We start from the raw sequence: 17058 nt of genomic DNA on the forward strand, positions 1-17058 counted from the left end.
CCCTTCACGATGGAGTCCCTGATCCGACCGCAGCGGGGAGAAGCACGACCGGCCGGGGCCGCGAAGGCGCACGCCGCGGACGGCGGACCGGGTGCGCGGGGCCGTGCGGCGGTCATCGCCCCGACCCGTGGGTGGGCCCTGATCGCGAGGAGGCAGCACGTCATGGCCGGAGCGACAAACGGAGTGTTCCACGAGAAGACCTCGCCGTTCCTGCGCGAGAAGCTGGCGGGGACATCGGCCGATTTCCTGCGCCGGCAGTACCTCGTGGACCCGGCCGAGCCGTTGGGCAAGCCCCTGGAGGTCGACCGGCACTACCACTCCGAGGTCGAGGCGCTCTTCGAGGGCAGGGTGTTGCGCGGGGTGGAGAAGCTGTACCGGCGCACCGTGCTGGTCGAGCCGACGAGTGTGTGTGCGGCGCACTGCCGCTGGTGCATCCGGGGTCAGTACGACACCTTCACCCTGGGCGAGGACGAGCTCGAGCTGATCGCCCGGTACTGCGGGACGGCTCCCGAGAACGCGGAGGTGCGGGAGGTTCTCGTGACCGGCGGTGATCCGCTGATGCTGGTGAAGCGGCTCGATTTTCTGCTGGACGCGCTGGAGCGGCACGCGCCCAATGTGGAGGTGGTGCGCATCGGTACGCGGGTGCCGCTCCAGGACCCGCGCCGTGTCGATGCGCGGATGGTGCGTGCCCTGCGGCCCCGGTCGGGTTTCCGGATCGAGATCGCCACCCATGTGAACCACCCGGGTGAGCTCTTTCCCGAGGTGCGGGAGGCCTATCGGCGGTTGTCGGAGGCCGGGGTGACGCTCTACGACCAGACCGTGCTGCTGCGGGGGGTCAACGACGATCTGGGAACCCTGGTCGACCTGGTCGAGGAGCTGCGCGGGCTGCGCATCGAGATGCACTACCTGTTCCACTGCGTACCGATCCGGGGCATGGATCACCATCGCACGACCCTGGACGAGGGGCTGCGGCTGGCCCGGCGGCTCACTTCGTCCGGCCTGACGTCGGGCCGGGCGAAGCCGATGTTCACCGTGATGACGGACATCGGCAAGATCACTCTCTACGAGGGCACCATCCTGGAGCGGGACGACCGCGGCCGGGTGCTGCTGGCGTCCGGCTACTCCTACGAGGACCGCCTGAGGTGGACTCCGGGCTGGCAGTTGCCGGACAACGCGCACGTCGGCGACGACGGTCTGCTGCGGGTCTGGTACCTGGACAGCAGTGCGGCCGCCGCGCCGCTCCCGGCCGTCGTGGCGGCCGAGGAGGGGAACAGGTGAGCGCCCGGGGCCGGCTCGTGCCGAGCCGCGCCGACTCCGGCGGGCGGGTGCCGCTGTCGCCCGCCCAGGACGGCATCTGGATCGCCGATCAGCTCCACCCGGGCGAGCCCACCTACACGACGCCGATGGCGGTGCGGTTGCGCGGGCCGCTGAGCCGGGCCGCGCTGACCGGGGCCGTGGCCGACATCGTGGCGCGGCACGAGGTGTTGCGTACCGTGGTCCGCACCGTCGAGGGCAGGCCGTGGAGTTGCGTCCGGGCGTCCGAACCGTCGGCCGTGGCCACGACGGATCTCACCGGGCTGGCGCCGGCGGACCGGTACCCGGCCGCGGTGGCGGACGCCGTGGAGCGGGCCGGGCAGTACATCGACCCGGCCGGACCGATGGGCCGCTTCCACCTGTACCGGCTCGCCGACGACGATCACTTGCTGTTCCTGGCGGTGCATCACCTGGTGTGGGACGGCTGGTCGATCAGCGTCTTCTTCCGGGACCTCTCGGAGTTCTACCGCTCGAGGGTCGCCGGAGGCGGTCCCGACCTGCCCGTGCTGCCGGTCCAGTACGCGGACTACGCCGTGTGGCAGCGCGACCGGTTCGCCGCCGCCGGCACCGCTGCCGCCGATCTCGGCCACTGGCGCGCGGAGCTGTCGGACGATCTGGCGCCGTTCGAGCTGCCTCGGGTGCTGCCGGCCGGCGGCGACGGCGCCAACGCGGGAGCGGTGACTCAACTGCTCGTCCCCACGGCCGAGTTGAGCAGGATCAAGGCGTTCGCCCGCGCCGAGCGGGTGTCGGTGTTCATGGTGCTCAAGACGGCACTGCACGCGGTGCTGCACCGGCTCACCGGTGTGCCGAAGGTGTCGACCGTGTTCCCGTCGGCCAACCGGGACGCGGCCGAGCTGGAGGACCTCATCGGGCTGTTCGTCAATCAGCTCGTGCTGCGTACCGACTGCGCGGGCGATCCGTCCTTCCGTGACCTGCTGCATCAGGTCCGGGGGAAGGTGCTGCGCGCGTTCCGTCATGCCGAGTTGCCGTTCGAGTGGCTGGTGCGCGAGCTCGGTATCGACCGTGACTCCAGCCGCAATCCTCTGGACCAGGTGCGGCTGGGCTTCCAGAACGCCACCGACGCTTCGCTGCTCGACCTGCCGGGCGTGCACGGCGAGGTCGTCGAGCTGCACAGTGGGGCCGTCAAGGAGAAGCTCGACCTGGTGGCGTGGGAGCAGCCGGCCGGGCTGGAGCTGGTCGCGGCCTACAACACCGGCGTGTTCGACGAGCTCGCGGCGAACCGGCTGCTGCGCAGGCTGGCCCGGGTGATGTCCGCGGCCTGCGCCGATCCGGGGCGGCCGCTCTCCGAGCTGCCGCTGCTGGTGGAGGGCGAGCGGGCGGAGCTGGTGCGGGCGGGCGGGAGCGCGCCGGGCGGGGAGCCGGCGGCCACGGTGCACGAGCTGCTCGACGCGCAGATCGCCCGCGTGCCCGGGGCGAGGGCGTTGGTGTGCGGCGCCGAGTCGGTGTCCTACCGGGAACTGGGGGCGAGGGCGGATCTGCTGGCCGGGGTGCTGCGTGGGCGGGGGGTGCGCCGCGGCGACGCGGTCGGGGTGTACCTCGGGCGCTCGGTCGACTTCGCGGTCGTCGCGCTGGCCGTGTTCCGGGCCGGTGGGTACTACGTGCCGCTGGACCCCGATGTGCCGCCCGCCCGTACCGCGTTCCTGCTGGCCGACGCCGCACCCGCGGTGGTGGTCACCTCCGCCGGGCTCGCGCCGGCGCTGCCGGTGACGGACTGCCCCGTGGTGCGGCTCGCGCCCGGTTGGCACGAGCGGGCGCAGGACCGTGCCGAGGCGCCCGCCGGTGACGGGTCGGAGGCGGACTACGCCTACGTCATGTACACCTCCGGTTCCACCGGTCGACCCAAGGCGGCGACCCTCGCGCACAGGAGCGTCGTGGAGGTGATCCGCCATCAGCAGAGCGTCCTGCCGCTCGGTGTCGGCGACCGGGTGCTGCAGCGGGCGCCGCTGACGTTCGACGTTTCCGTCATGGAGCTGTTCTGGCCGCTGTGCTGCGGCGCCACTGTGGTCGTCGTACCGCCGGACGCGGCTGCGGACGTGCGGGCGCTGGCCCGGCTCGCCCGGGAGCAGCGGGTGACCGCGATGTTCCTGGTGCCCTCGCTGGTCCGCGCGTTCCTGGCCGCCGGCCCGTCGGTGCTGCCGCACCTGCGGGCGCTGTTCTGCACCGGTGAGGCGCTCACCCCGGAACTGATCGGGCGGGTACGGGAGTCAGCGCCGGAGGCCGCCGTGGTGAACATCTACGGGGCGACCGAAGCATCGATCTACGCCACCACCTGGTCTCTTCCCCCGGGGGCCGAGGTGCCGGCCGAAATACCGGTCGGGGTGCCCAGGCCCGGAGTACGCTGCCATGTCCTCGACACCGCCGGACGGCCGCTGCCGGCGGGCAGCCGGGGCGAGCTGTACCAGGGCGGGGGCGCGGTCACCCCGGAGTGCGGTTACCTCGGCCGGCCGGCGCTGACCGCGGAGCGGTTCGTGCCCGACCCGTTCGGTTCCGTCCCCGGGGCCCGCCTGTACCGCACGGGGGATCTCGTACGGATGTGCCGGGACGGGAGTCTCTACTACGCGGGCCGGGCGGACTGGCAGTTCAAGCGGGACGGCGTGCGCATCGAGCCCGGGGAGATCCAGGCGGTGCTGGAGGGCCGTCCGGACGTGGCGCACGCCCATGTCACCCCGTACTCCGAGGGGGAGGTCGGTCACCTCGTCGCGTACCTCGTGCCGGCGCCCGGGGCGGGGGTGGACGTGGAGGCGGTCCGCAGGGCCGCGGCCACGGCGCTCCCCCGGCAGCTGGTGCCGTCGCGCTACGTGTGCCTGGACGCCCTGCCCCTGACGGCGAACGGCAAGGTCGACGCGCGGGCGCTGCCGCCGCCGGTGGCTCCGGCGCCGACCGCGAAGCGGCGCACGGTGCCCCGCGACGGCGCGGAGCGGACGGTGGCCGGGTGCGTCGCCGGGCTGCTCGGCCTGGAGGAGGTGTGGGCCGACGACGACTTCTTCCACCTGGGCGGGACGTCGTTGCAGGCCGCCGAGCTGGCGTACCGGCTGGGCAAGGAGTTCGGTACCGGGCCGGACGTGCGGGCGGTGTTCGAGGCGCGGTCCGTGGCCGAGCTGGCCGCGCGCATGGCCGGCGGGGGCGAACGCGGCCTGGCGGGGGGCGCGTTGCCGCTCGCCGCCGATGCCCGGCTCGATCCGGCGATCACCGCGGAGGGTGTGCGGCCGGTCGACGCGGAGCGGGTCGCCGACCCCCGGCACGTGCTGCTCACCGGGGCCACCGGGTTCGTGGGCGCGTTCCTGCTGCGCGAGCTGCTGGACCGTACGCGCGCGCAGGTGTACTGCCTGGTCCGGGCCGCGGACGACGGCGAGGCCGCGCGGCGCGTCGAGGAGGTGCTGCGGTCGTACGGGCTGTGGGACGACACGGTGCCCGCGCGGACGACGGCCCTCGCGGGTGACCTGGGTCTTGCGCTGCTCGGCCTCGGTGAGGAGCGGTTCGCCGATCTGGCGGGGACGTTGGACACCATTCACCACAACGGTGCGAGGGTGAACCACCTGGAGTCCTACGGCCGGCTGCGGGCGTCGAACGTGTCCGGCACGGTGGAGGTTCTGCGGCTGGCCACCACCGGGCGGCTGAAGCCGGTGCACTTCGTGTCCACGACCGGCCTGGCGTACGGCACGGGCGACAATCCGCCGGTGCTGGCCGAGGACCGGCGGGTGCCGCCGGCCGAAGTGCTGCCCAACGGCTACGTGGCGAGCAAGTGGGTGGCCGAGGAGCTGGTCCGTGTCGCGGGCGGGCGCGGCGTACCGGTCGTGACGTACCGTCCGGGCCGGGTGAGCGGTCATTCCGTCACCGGTGCGGCGGGCACCGCCGACGCGTTCTGGAACCTGGTGCGTGCGATGTGCCTCATCGGCGCGGCCCCCGATGTCGGGCTCACCGCCGACCTGGTGCCGGTCGACCACGTGGCGGGCGCGATCGTGCACCTTTCGCGACGGCCGGGGTCGTTCGGCACCACGTTCCATGTGACGAACCCGCGGCCGGTGCCGGTGCGTCTGGTCGTCGACCGGCTGCGGGTTGCGGGCCGTCCGCTGGTGCGGCTTCCGGTCGCGCGGTGGCGGGAGCGGTTGTCCTCGGCGGCCGCCGAGGACCCGTCGCTGAGCCTGGTCGCCGCGCAGAGCGGGTCCAGCGGCGGGTTCGGCCCCGTGGTGTTCGCCCGGGACAACACCGAGCGCGCGCTGGCGGGGGCGCCCGTGCCGGCCGCCGAGGTCGACGAACCATTGCTGGACCGGTACCTGGAGTACTTCGTCCGGAACGGTTTTCTCCCCGCTCCGCCGACGTATGAAGGCGAATCGGCCGGAAAACGAAGGTGAATCGGCCGGAAAAGGAGGCCGGAGTCGGGGGTGCGACGTTCGGCCAGATTGTTTCCGGCCATGGGATTTCACTTCGCGCGGGTACAACTGTGCTGATGGAAAGCGGGTGGTTGGACGAGAGGCCGTCCTGCGACTAGCGTGCTTTCCCACGCTGCCGGGCCCAGGTTCACACCCCTTTTGGCTGCGCAGTCGCTCGTCAATTCCTGTCCGTACACACATTCGGCGATAAGGTAGAAAGTGCCCGCGCAAGAGACAATCAGCCACGACGGGTACGACCCGCACTCCGTGATCGGCAAATGGACCCGGGTGTGGGAGGAACGGCGGGTGTTCGAGGCGCGGGGCCTCACCGCCGACGAGGGCGACGGGCGGCCCCGTTCCATGCTCGTCAGCATGTATCCGTACCCCTCCGGTGACCTGCACATGGGCCATGCCGAGGTGTATTCGATCAGTGATGCATCGGCCCGGTTCGCCCGGCTGCGCGGCAACAACGTGCTGAACCCGATCGGCTGGGACTCCTTCGGGCTGCCGGCGGAGAACGCCGCCCTCAAGCGCGATCTGGATCCGCGGGAGTGGACCTACGGCAACATCGAGATCCAGGCCGCGTCGTTCCGCGACATCGGGGTCTCCTTCGACTGGCGCACCCGGCTGCACACCTCGGACCCCTCGTACTACCGCTGGAACCAGTGGCTGTTCCTGCGCCTGCTCGAGAAGGGGCTCGCCTACCGCAAGTCCGCGGCGGTCAACTGGTGCCCGGTGGACAAGACCGTACTCGCCAACGAGCAGGTGCTCCAGGGGAAGTGCGAGCGGTGCGGCACGGATGTCGTGTCCCGTGAGCTCACCCAGTGGTTCTTCCGCACCACGCGGTACGCGCAGCGGATGCTCGACGACATGGCGCAGCTGGAGGGCAAGTGGCCGGGCGAGATCCTGGCCATGCAGCGCAACTGGATCGGCCGCTCCGAGGGGGCGTACATCGACTTCGAGGTCGAGGGCCGTGCCGAGCCCGTGCGGGTCTTCAGCACCCGGCCCGACACCCTGTACGGCGCGACGTTCTTCGTGGTGGCCGCCGACTCCCCGCTGGCGGTGGAGGTGTGTGCCCCCGAGCAGCGTGCCGAGCTCGACGCGTACGTGCAGAAGGTGCGCGCGCGGAGCGACGTCGAGCGGCTGGCCACGGACCGGCCCAAGACGGGCGTCGCGCTGAACCGCTACGCGGTGAATCCGGTGAACGGGGAGAAGCTCCCCGTCTACGCCGCCGACTACGTGCTCGCCGGCTACGGCACCGGCGCGGTCATGGCGGTGCCCGCCCACGACCAGCGCGACCTGGACTTCGCCCGGGTGATGGGGCTGCCCGTGCGGGTGGTCGTGGACACCGGTGAGCCGCACCCCGGCGAGAGCGGGGTGGCGACCACCGCGGACGGCACGCTGATCAACTCCGGGCGCTTCGACGGTCTGGGCAAACAGGAGGCGATCGCCGCCGTCACCGCCGAGCTGGCGGAGCGCGGTGCGGGCGAGACTGCGGTGAACTACCGGCTGCGCGACTGGCTGCTGTCCAGGCAGCGGTACTGGGGCACGCCGATCCCGATCGTCCACTGCCCGTCCTGCGGTGAAGTGCCGGTCCCCGACGACCAGTTGCCCGTACGCCTGCCGGAGAGCGGCTACGAACTGCGCCCGGAGAGCGGGGTGTCGCCGCTGGCGAGCGCCACCGAGTGGGTGCGGGTGGCCTGCCCGCGCTGCGGCGGGGAGGCCGAACGGGACACCGACACGATGGACACCTTCGTCGACTCGTCCTGGTACTTCCTGCGCTACCCGAACCCCGACTACACCGAGGGCCCGTTCGACCCGGAGGGCGTGCGGCGGTGGCTGCCGGTCGACGAATACGTCGGCGGCAAGGAACACGCCACCGGGCACCTGATGTACGCCCGGTTCATGACCAAGGTGCTCCACGACCTGGGCATGGTCGATTTCGTCGAACCCTTCACCCGGCTGACCAACCAGGGCCAGGTGATCATGGACGGCAAGGCGATGAGCAAGAGCCTTGGCAACCTGGTCAACCTCCAGGACCAGATCGCCCGGTACGGGCCCGACGCCGTACGGGTCACCATGGTGTTCGCGGGCCCGCCCGAGGACGACATCGACTGGGCGGACGTGTCCCCGACCGGTTCGGTGAAGTGGCTGGCGCGGGTGTGGCGGCTGTGCGGCGACGTCGCGCCCCGGGGCACGGCCACGCCCGAGGACGGCGAGCTGCCGCTGCGCAGGCGGGTGCACCACCTGGTGGCCGACACCACGAGGCTGATGGAGCACAAGCGCTTCAACGTGGCCGTCGCCCGTCTGATGGAGCTGACCAGCACCCTGCGCAAGGCCGTCGACACGGGCCCCGGGCCGGCGGACCCCGCCGTGCGCGAGGGTGCCGAGGCCCTCGCCAGGATGCTGTCGTGCTTCGCACCGTTCACCGCGGAGGAGGCGTGGGAACGCCTGGGCGGTGCGGCCTCGGTGATCGAGCACGGCTGGCCGGAGGCCGACCCGGCGCTGGCCGCCGAGGAGAAGGTGACCTGTGTGGTGCAGGTGGCGGGCAAGGTCCGCGACCGCCTGGAGGTCGATCCCTCGATCGGCGAGGACGCGTTGAGGTCCCTGGCCCTGGCCTCGGAGAAGGTGGTCCAGGCCCTGGACGGCGCCGAGGCCGCCCGGGTGATCGTCCGCCCGCCCGGGCTGGTCAACGTGGTGCCGCGCAAGGGCTGACCGGGCGGGCCCGGCTCGTACCCGGGGTCCTGGTCGTGCGCGTACCCGCGGTCGCGAAGGACCACGGGTACGGGCCGGCTCCCCGCCGGGGCACCCACGCGGCGGGGCCGGGCGCCGGTCTCAGGCTTCGCCCAGTTCGGCGAGGAGCTTCTCGACCTCCTCGTCGGACATCGCCGCCACCCGGCGGTGGCGGTCCGTGACGTCGGCGAGGTGTCCGGGGGCCGGTTCCCGCGCGCGCACCTCCCGGGCCAGGGCGGCGATCGTGGGGGCGCCGAACGTGCTCCGAAGCGGCAGGTCCACGCCGAACAGGTCGTTCAGGCAGACGGTCAGCCGGCCCGCCAGCAGGGAGTGGCCGCCCAGGGCGTAGAAGTCGTCGTGGACGTGCGCCGGGCGCTCGGGCAGCTCCAGTACGGCGTACCAGGTCTCGGCGATCAGCTCCTCCAGCGCGTCCCTCGGAGGGACGACGACGTCCGGCGTCGGCGGCAGCGGGTCGGGGAGGGCGCCGTGGTCGATCTTGCCGTTGACGGTCAGGGGTATCTCGTCGAGCAGGAGGACGCGCGTGGGCACCATGTGCGCGGGCAGCCGGGCCGCGGCGTGCTCGCGGACGGCCTCCGCGAGGGCGGGGCCTTCGCCGGGGCGCGGCACCACGTACCCGAACAGGCTGCCGAAACGGGCGACGACGGCGGCCCGCGTCACCCCGGGGTGCCCGGACAGCACCGCCGTGACCTCGGCGGGCTCGACGCGGAAGCCGCGGACCTGCACCTGGTCGTCGGACCTGCCGTGGAAGGACAGGGCGCCGTCCGGCCGCCGGGCGGCCAGGTCGCCGGTGCGGTAGACGCGGCTGCCGGGCGGCCCCGACGGGTCGGGCAGGAAGCGCTCGGCGGTCAGGCCGGGGCGGTTCAAATAGCCCCGGGCGACCCCGGCCCCGCCGACGTACAGCTCGCCGCGTGCCCCGTCGGCGACCGGCCGCGCGTCCTCGTCGAGCAGCTGTACCCGCACCTCGGCGATCGGACGGCCGATGGGGGGTACGCCGGGGGCGCCCGCCGGTACCGTGGCCGCCGTGGTGACGACGGTGGCTTCGGTCGGTCCGTAGTGGTTGACCAGCTCGTACGGTGTGCCGGGGGGCGGGGCGGCGGTGAGCGTGTCCCCTCCGGTGAGGATCGTGCGCAGCCGCGAGGGCGCGGGGGGCAGCCGCAGCACTTCCTGCGCCACCGGGGTGGGCAGGAAGGTCACGGTGATCCCCTCGGCCGCCAGCCATGCGAGCAGCCGCTCGGGCCGTGACCGGTCCTCCTCGTCCGGCAGGTGCAGCAGGGCGCCCGAGGCGAGTGCGGGCCACACCTCCCACACCGCGGCGTCGAAGCCGAGTGCCGCGACGTGCGCGGTGTGCTCGCCGGGCCCGAGCCCGTAGCGGTGCACGTGCCACGCGACCAGGTTGGCCAGGGCGCGGTGCGGCACCATGACGCCCTTGGGGGTTCCGGTCGAGCCCGACGTGTGGATGACGTAGGCCAGGTTGTCCGGCAGCACCGGCACGTGGGGCGCGGTGGCCGGCCGGGCCGCGACAGCCGCCGCGTCGCGGATGAGGTCCAGGTGCGTCGCTCCGGGCGGGGCCGGCACCTCCCCGGGCCCCCGTGTGATCAGGACGGCGGGTGCGGCGTCCGCCAGTACGTGCGCGATGCGGGCGGGCGGCTGGGCCGGGTCCACCGGGAGGTAGGCCCCCGCCGCCTTGAGCACGGCGAGCTGTACCACGACCGACTCGGTGGACCGTTGCAGGTGGACGGCGACCCGCGACTCCGGCCGGACGCCGAGGGCGACCAGGTGGTGGGCGAGCCGGTTGGCCCGCTCGTCCAGTTCCCGGTAGCTCAGCACTCCCCGGGCGCTCGTGACCGCGGGGGCGTCGGGCCGGGCGGCGGCCCGCGCCGCGACCTGCTGGTGCACGGGGAGGAGGGTCACGGGGTCCCACCCGCCTCGCGGCGGTGCAGCAGCGGGCGGTCGCGGTGCAGGAAGCCCAGTACGGCGGGCACGGGGCTGATGATCCGGGCCCCGGGGGCCACCCCGTCCAGGCGCCGGGCGCGTACCTCCGGCAGCTGCGACCAGTGGCTGGCGGGACTGAGGTGGTGTTCCTGGTGGTAGCCGTCGTTGAACGCGATGCGGTTGTAGAAGGTGCCGTAGTAGCTGACCGAGTCGGTGGTCCGGTCCAGCGGGTCGGCGCCGTAGTGCCGGAAGTAGTTCTGGACGTTGACGAGGACCAGCGCGACGAAGCAGGCCGGCAGGTAGACCAGCAGCGTCCACTGCCAGGAGACCCACAGGAGTCCGGCGAGCGCCAGGCAGTGCGCGGCGCGGTCGGCCTGTATCTGGCGCAGTTCGCGGGTGCGTCTCGGTTCCCGGTTGTGGGCGAGCGAGAGCAGCTTGTGCTCGTCCGGGCCGACCCGCCACAGCCGGTGCGCCCGCAGGACGTCCCGGACCCGGTCCGCGAAGGTCTCCAGCGCGCCGAGGAGGATGTAGCGGCCCAGCGGGGCGTGTTCGCCGTCCCGGCCGTCGCGGTAGGTCGAGGACGTGTCACGGGTGGTGCCGTCCTCGCCGACGGGGTCGTTGTTGAAGCGGTGGTGGTTGCGCACGTGGGTCAGGTGGTACGCCTGCACGGACTGCCCGATGTTGGCGGAGTTCAGCAGGGAGCCCACCGCGTTCAGCCCGGCGGAGGCGAACCACGGGACATGGGTGAACAGGTGGGAGACCACGATGATGTTGTAGGCGGTCATCACCGCGACGAGCAGCCCGCCGCCCACCCCGGCCCGGACCGGGGACGAGTGCCACTGTGCCGCCACCCAGACCGTCAGCACCGGCTGCGCCAGGCTGTAGCCGAGCAGCAACGCGTCCTTGGGCGTGTGCTTCCAGATCCGCACGGTGACTCCTCAGAGGTAACTGCACAGCGTTCCGCGGCGGCGCACGTCGAGCGTCGCGCAGTGGAACGAGCCGCCGAAGCTGTTGAAGTTGCGGAAGTTGCACAGGATCGGGGTGAAGCCGAAGTTCTTGAGCACCTGGATCATCGGCTCGTCCTGGCGCTCGACGATCACCCGGTCCTCGTCCAGCATCAGGATGTTCATGTTGATCCACTTGCTGGTCATGTACAGCGGGTGGGTGTCGGGCAGGACCGGCCGGGGGGCGGGCCTGACGTCCCAGCCCCTGAAGAGGTCCGGCACCTTCGGCACGCGCTCGGGGTTGACGAGGAGTTTCCCGGGGGCCATCGGCACCAGGGTCGCGTCGATGTGCATGGGGTGGGTGTCGTTGAACTCGAGTACGTGGATGCGGTATTCGTCGCCGAGGTGGCGCCGCAGCCACTCGATGCCGAAGTCGTTGGTCACGTTGCTCTTCTGCGCGATGATGTCGCGTCCGCACCGGGTGAAGTCCGCGGCGTCGAAGGTCGGTTCGAACTCGGTGACGACCAGGTGGGGGGAGCCGTCCGGGCGGGGGCGCTCGGTCCATTCCTGGTCGAACTGCTCGTCCGTCAGCTCGGGCTTCGGGCCGGCGCTCCACCTGGCGCCGCCCCGGAAGTACTCCTTGAGCAGGGGGCGGTAGGCGAGCGATTCGTAGTAGCGCGAGCGCCAGGCCATCGGGCACTCGATGATGTCGTCGCCGACCACCAGGAGCGCGTCGCGCGGCATCGCGGCGTACATGCCGCTGCTGGTCCAGTGCAGGGTGCTGTAGGTCGTGCGCTGCGCGAGGGGTTCGGGCCGCCGCACGACCACGCCCTCCGCCCGGAGGATGTGCGCGAACTCCTCCAGCTCCCGGCGCGCGGCCTCGACCCGCTCGGCGGGGAAGGGCCGGCCCGCCTGGCTGCGGAACGTCTCGTGCATGTCCTGCGGCAGCACCGGGGGCAGCGCCTCGTGCCACGGCGGGAAGCTGGCGTCGTCGACGATCCCGACGATGACCTCCTCCAGCGGGTCCCATTCGGTGTACGAACACACGGGCCCGGCCGTAGCGGTGTCGTTGTGCCCAGTCATCACATCTGCCTTTCGGTAGTACGGGACAGCCCTTCCGCGAGTTCCTGCCGCAGCACCCGGGGCGCGGCGAGGAACGAGTGGTGCGTCCCGGGGAGTTCGACGTGCCGGAACTGTCCCGGCGCGGCGTACGGGGCCCAGCCGGCCATCTGCTGCGGCCGGATCTCCACGTCGTACCGCCAGCCGATCGACCGCACCCGGCTGGGCAGGACGACCGGTTCGTCGAGGCGGTAGAGCTGGTTGGCGGTGAGGTCGGCGCGCATCACCCGCAGGCTCAGCGCCAGGACGTCCGGGTGCGGTTCGCCTCCCATGACGCGGGTCTGGCGGGCGAGTTCGGCGGTCAGCTGCCGGTCGTTCATCGACAGGTAGCGTCCGTAGGGGCCCAGGTGCGGGGCGACCTGGGAGGAGACGAACACGCAGGCCGGGGCGGGGAGCCCGCTCCCGGCGATCGTCACCGCGGTGGCGAAGGCGGCCAGTGCGCTCCCGCAGTGGCCGAAGAAGCCGTAGGGGCGGTCCAGGTGGGGTTCCAGGCTGCCGACGAGTTGTTCGGCCAGTTCCTCGTAGGTGCCGAAGTGCGGTTCGCGCAGGCGGTTCTCCCGGCCGGGCGGTTGCAGCAGGCACACCTCGATGTCCGAGCCGCCGTCCGTGATCCGGCGCGGCCACCGGTTGAACATGGATGCGCCGAGTCCGGAGTACGGGAAGCAGAACAGCCGGGCCGTGCAGTCGTCGCGCACGGGCCGCAGGAAGGTCTTGTCGCGCGGGGCCCTCACACGGTCACCGGTCCGTCCTCGGCCACCGCCGCCTCGATGGTGCGGCGCGCCCCCGGGGAGAGCCGGGCGCGCAGCGGCAGGCTCTTGATGCCGGCCACGAAGTTGGACGCCAGGTGTTCCACGGGGCCGGCGAGGGTGAAGCGTTCCACGGCGGGGACGAGCGTTCGGAACAGCGCGTCCAGCGCGATCCTCGCCAGGGGTGCGCCGATGCAGTAGTGCGGGCCGAAGCCGAAGGCCACGTGCCGGTTGGGGCTGCGGGTGAGGTCGAACCGGTAGGGGTCGGCGAAGATCTCCTCGTCGCGGTTGGCCGAGCCGAGCCAGGCCACCACCGCGTCGCCCTCCCGGATGTGCCGGCCGCGCAGGTGGGTGTCGCGGGTGGCGTGGCGCAGGAAGTGGTTGGCCGGGGACGACCAGCGCAGGCCCTCCTCGATCGCGGTGGAGGTCAGCGAGGGGTCGGCCCGCCAGCGGTCCCACTCCCGGGGGTGGTCGACGAGTGCGAGGACGGTGGCGGCGACGGCGTGCGGTGTGGTGACGTTCGCGCCGAGGAGCAGGCTGTAGCAGTTGTAGACGAGTTCGTCGTGGCGCAGCGGGCGCCCGTCCGCCTCCATGCCGAGCAGGAACCCCACCAGGTCGTCGCCCGGGTCGCGGCGGCGCCTGCGCACCAGGCCGGAGAAGTAGGCGAACAGTTCGTGGTGGGCGGCGGCCAGGGTGCCGTGTCCCTCGGAGTGCCGGTAGTCGGCGTCCTGCGGGGCGATGGCCGTGGTGGTCAGCCGGGTCAGCCGGTCCCAGTCCTCCTCCGGCAGGCCCATCAGCGTGCCGGTGAACGCCATCGGGAAGCGGGCGCCCGCCTCGGCCAGGTCCCACACCCCGCCGTCGAGCAGCGGTGCGAGCATGCGGTGCACCACGCGGCGGACCTGCGGGTTGTAGGGGCGCAGGGCCTGGTGGGAGAGCACCTTGGCCATCGGCTTGCGCAGCGCGGTGTGCACCGGCGGGTCGCTGGCAGCCATCATCCGGTTGCCCGCGGGGTCGGTGCCGCCCAGTACGGACAGCAGGGTGCCCCTGCTGGAGGTGAACCTGGTGTGGTCGCGCAGCACGGTGTTGACGTCGTGGTACCGGGTGACCGACCAGAAGGAGCGCCCGTCGGGGAGGGTGCTCAGGTGCACGGGGGTGTGGCGGCGCATCCGGGCCCAGAGGGGGTGGGGGTCGCCGGTGGCGTAGAAGTCGTGGTCCGACAGGTCGACCGCGCCGGGGCCGGGGCCGTCGTCGTGGGGCGGGGCGGTGATCCTCACCTGTGGTCCTCCCCCGCGGCGAGCATCTCGGCGAGTTCCGCGACGGTCGGGTGTTCGTAGAAGGCGACCGGGGCCACCGTGCGTCCGTACCGCTCGTCGATCTCGACGGTGATCCGGGTGGCCATCAGCGAATGTCCGCCCAGCTCGAAGAAGTCGTCGTCGACGCCCACTTCGTCGATCTGCAGCAGGTCGGCCCACAGTTCGGCGAGCCATCTCTCGTGCTCGTCGGCCGGGGCGCGGTAGTCGGTGCTCAGCTCCGGGCGGCCGGGCATGGTCGTCGCGGCGAGTTGGGCGCGGTCGGTCTTGCCGTTGCGGTTCAGCGGCAGCTCGTCGACGCGCAGGTAGACCGCGGGGATCATGTAGCGCGGTACGAGTGCGGCCAGGTGGGTGCGGAGTTCGGCCGTGGTGAGCGTGCGCTCGGTGACGTAGAAGGCGGCGAGGATCCGTTCGCCGTGCGGCCGTTGGGCGACGACCGCGGCGTCGTCGATCTCCGGGTGGGTGCGCAGGGCCGCCTCTATCTCGTTCGGCTCGACCCGAAAGCCGCGGATCTTGAGCTGGAGGTCGGTGCGGCCGAGGAATTCCAGGGCCCCGTCGGGGCGGCGCCGGGCCAGGTCGCCGGTGCGGTGGAGCCGTCCGCCGGGAGTGGTGGCGAACGGGTCGGGGAGGAAGCGTGCCGCCGTCAGGGCCGGGTCGCCCTGGTATCCGTGGGCGAGTCCGGACCCGCCCGTGTACAGCTCTCCGGGCCGGCCCTCGGGCACCGGCAGCAGGTGCTCGTCGAGGAGGTGCACGGTGCTGCCGGTGAGGGGTACGCCGATGGGCACCGGGCCTTCGCCGACCGCCCCGGTGACCACGTGGCAGGTGGTGAACGTGGTGTTCTCGGTGGGGCCGTACCCGTTGACCAGTCTGATGTCGGGCAGTTCGCGCAGCGCCCGCTCGACATGGGCGGTGGAGAGCACGTCGCCGCCGGCGATCAGGTGCCGCAGTCCGCGCATGCCCCGCAGCCGGTGGGCGGTGACCACGGAGTGGAACAGCCCGGCGGTCAGCCACAGGGTGGTGACGCCCTCCCGCCGGACCAGGTCCTCGATGCCGGCCGGGGAGGGGTCCTCGGGCGGGGCGACGACCAGGCGGGCGCCGTTGAGCAGCGGGCCCCACAGTTCGAGTGTCGACGCGTCGAAGGCCACGGGGGCCAGGAGCAGGAAAACGTCGTCGGGCCGTATCGGCAGCAGTTCCTGTTCCCGTACGAGGCGGATCACCGCGCGGTGCGGGACGCACACGCCTTTCGGGGCGCCGGTCGAGCCGGAGGTGTAGGCGAGGTACGCCGTGCTCTGGGGGCCGGATCCGGGCAGGGGCGCCGGGTCCGGGGCGGCGGTCGCGGCGGCCAGCAGTTCGGGCGTCACCACGAGTTGGGCTCCCGCGTCCTTGAGCACCAGTGCCCGGCGCTCCTCGGGCTGCTGCGGGTCCAGGGCGAGGTAGCAGCCGCCCGCCTTGAGCACGGCCAGCAGGGTCACCACCAGGTCGGCCGACCGCGGCAGGTCGACGGCCACCCGGGACTCGGGGACCACGCCGAGCTCGCGCAGGTGTCCGGCCAGGAGGCCGGCGCGCGCGTCCAGTTCGGCGTACGAGAGGGTGGCGTCGGGCGCGCTGACCGCGACGGCATCGGGCCGGGCGGCCACTTGACGGGCGAACGCGGCGGTGATGGTGCTCGCGTGGTGCATGCAGTCCTCCTCTGCTGGGTTCTCCGGCTTCGCCGGCCGGGCCGGTCAGTGGCTGTGCCGCAGCCCGTCGGGGACCGCCGTCCACACCGCGGCGGCGGTGGCGACGAGGTGACCGGACGCGGTGTGGACCGAGCTGCCGACGCTCACCGTGCGGCCGTGCGCGCCGAGCCGCTCGGCGACCACCACGTGGGGCGTGTCGGGCTCGATGCGGCCGGGGACGACGACCGAGAGCCTGCTGAGCACCTGCGGGGCCGGACGCCCGTCGACCCAGCCCCCGGGGCAGTCGAGCACGCACCACAACATGTCCGGGTCGTCGGTGCGCGGTGTCCAGGGGCAGGCCACGGTGTGCGGCCGGCCGGGTACGGCCCCGGGGGTCAGGTGCAGCCCGTCGGTGCGGCGGGGGCCGCAGGCGAAGCAGGTCGGGAACGGGTGCTCGGTGCGGCCGGGGAAGCGACGGGCCGCGATCCGCGCGGTGGTGAGGTCGACCGGAGGCACCGCCCACGGGGCCCGGCCCGCCGAGGAGACGGTGGCGACCAGGGTGTCGCCCGCGCGGACGGAGACACGTTTGCCGACGCCCTTCACCTCCATCGGGGTTTCCAGTGGTGGGGCGGCGAGCAGCGTCACGGCCACTGGCGGCTCCAGACCGGAAGCGCGGGCGAAGACCGCGCACGCATACCCGCCATGGGCTGAGTGCGCAGGACCGTTGAAGGCGCGACCGATGGTCGCGCTCGCTGTTGCTTTTGCGCCTGCCACAAGAGGTCATGGTGTCCGGGGGCGTGCTCACCGAGGTGGCAGCCGCCGACGTCCCGGCCGGGCGATCGTCTCTGCTCAGGGCCGCTTCGGCAGGGGCGATACGGGAGTCCCACGGC

The 17058-nt window shown here is 72.7% G+C and carries 10 protein-coding genes; 3 read left to right on the plus strand and 7 right to left on the minus strand.

Annotated features, from left to right (window positions below):
* Positions 1–162: 162 nt before the first annotated feature.
* From OCT49_RS34795 to leuS, 3 genes are all read left to right on the plus strand, one after another.
* On the plus strand, positions 163–1278 hold the full coding sequence (locus OCT49_RS34795) for a radical SAM protein (protein WP_283856151.1): 1116 nt from the start codon (positions 163–165) through the stop codon (positions 1276–1278).
* Positions 1275–5687 carry a non-ribosomal peptide synthetase gene (locus OCT49_RS34800; protein ID WP_283856152.1) on the plus strand — a complete coding sequence of 1471 codons (4413 nt, stop codon included), beginning with the start codon at positions 1275–1277 and terminating at the stop codon, positions 5685–5687. Before OCT49_RS34795 ends, OCT49_RS34800 begins: the two co-directional genes overlap by 4 nt.
* A gap of 237 nt (positions 5688–5924) precedes the next feature.
* Complete coding sequence (leuS, locus tag OCT49_RS34805; protein WP_283856153.1) at positions 5925–8420, plus strand: leucine--tRNA ligase; 2496 nt, start codon at positions 5925–5927, stop codon at positions 8418–8420.
* A 120-nt stretch (positions 8421–8540) separates the two neighbouring features.
* Here the strand turns inward: leuS and OCT49_RS34810 are convergent, their stop codons facing one another.
* The 7 genes from OCT49_RS34810 to OCT49_RS34840 are packed head-to-tail and all read right to left on the minus strand — an operon-like array spanning position 8541 to position 16819.
* The gene (locus tag OCT49_RS34810) at positions 8541–10370 is read right to left on the minus strand and encodes a non-ribosomal peptide synthetase (RefSeq protein WP_283856154.1); all 1830 of its coding nucleotides are present in this window, start codon (positions 10368–10370) and stop codon (positions 8541–8543) included.
* Positions 10367–11320 carry a fatty acid desaturase family protein gene (locus tag OCT49_RS34815; RefSeq protein ID WP_283856155.1) on the minus strand — a complete coding sequence of 318 codons (954 nt, stop codon included), beginning with the start codon at positions 11318–11320 and terminating at the stop codon, positions 10367–10369. The genes OCT49_RS34810 and OCT49_RS34815 overlap by 4 nt, the downstream gene beginning before the upstream one ends.
* Positions 11321–11329: 9 nt before the next feature.
* The gene (locus tag OCT49_RS34820) at positions 11330–12418 is read right to left on the minus strand and encodes an amidinotransferase (protein ID WP_283856156.1); all 1089 of its coding nucleotides are present in this window, start codon (positions 12416–12418) and stop codon (positions 11330–11332) included.
* Positions 12418–13185 (minus strand): thioesterase II family protein, encoded by a 768-nt coding sequence (locus OCT49_RS34825; RefSeq protein ID WP_283856157.1) that lies wholly within the window; start codon positions 13183–13185, stop codon positions 12418–12420. The genes OCT49_RS34820 and OCT49_RS34825 overlap by 1 nt, the downstream gene beginning before the upstream one ends.
* Complete coding sequence (locus tag OCT49_RS34830; protein ID WP_283856158.1) at positions 13182–14474, minus strand: cytochrome P450; 1293 nt, start codon at positions 14472–14474, stop codon at positions 13182–13184. The genes OCT49_RS34825 and OCT49_RS34830 overlap by 4 nt, the downstream gene beginning before the upstream one ends.
* A complete protein-coding gene (locus tag OCT49_RS34835; RefSeq protein WP_283856159.1) occupies positions 14471–16189 on the minus strand; it encodes a non-ribosomal peptide synthetase in 1719 nt (572 codons plus the stop codon). Before OCT49_RS34835 ends, OCT49_RS34830 begins: the two co-directional genes overlap by 4 nt.
* 45 nt (positions 16190–16234) lie before the next feature.
* Positions 16235–16819: a hypothetical protein gene (locus tag OCT49_RS34840; protein ID WP_283856160.1), complete on the minus strand. Its 585-nt coding sequence runs from the start codon at positions 16817–16819 to the stop codon at positions 16235–16237.
* Positions 16820–17058: the final 239 nt, after the last annotated feature.

The organism is Streptomyces sp. ML-6, assembly GCF_030116705.1.
GTDB lineage: Bacteria > Actinomycetota > Actinomycetes > Streptomycetales > Streptomycetaceae > Streptomyces.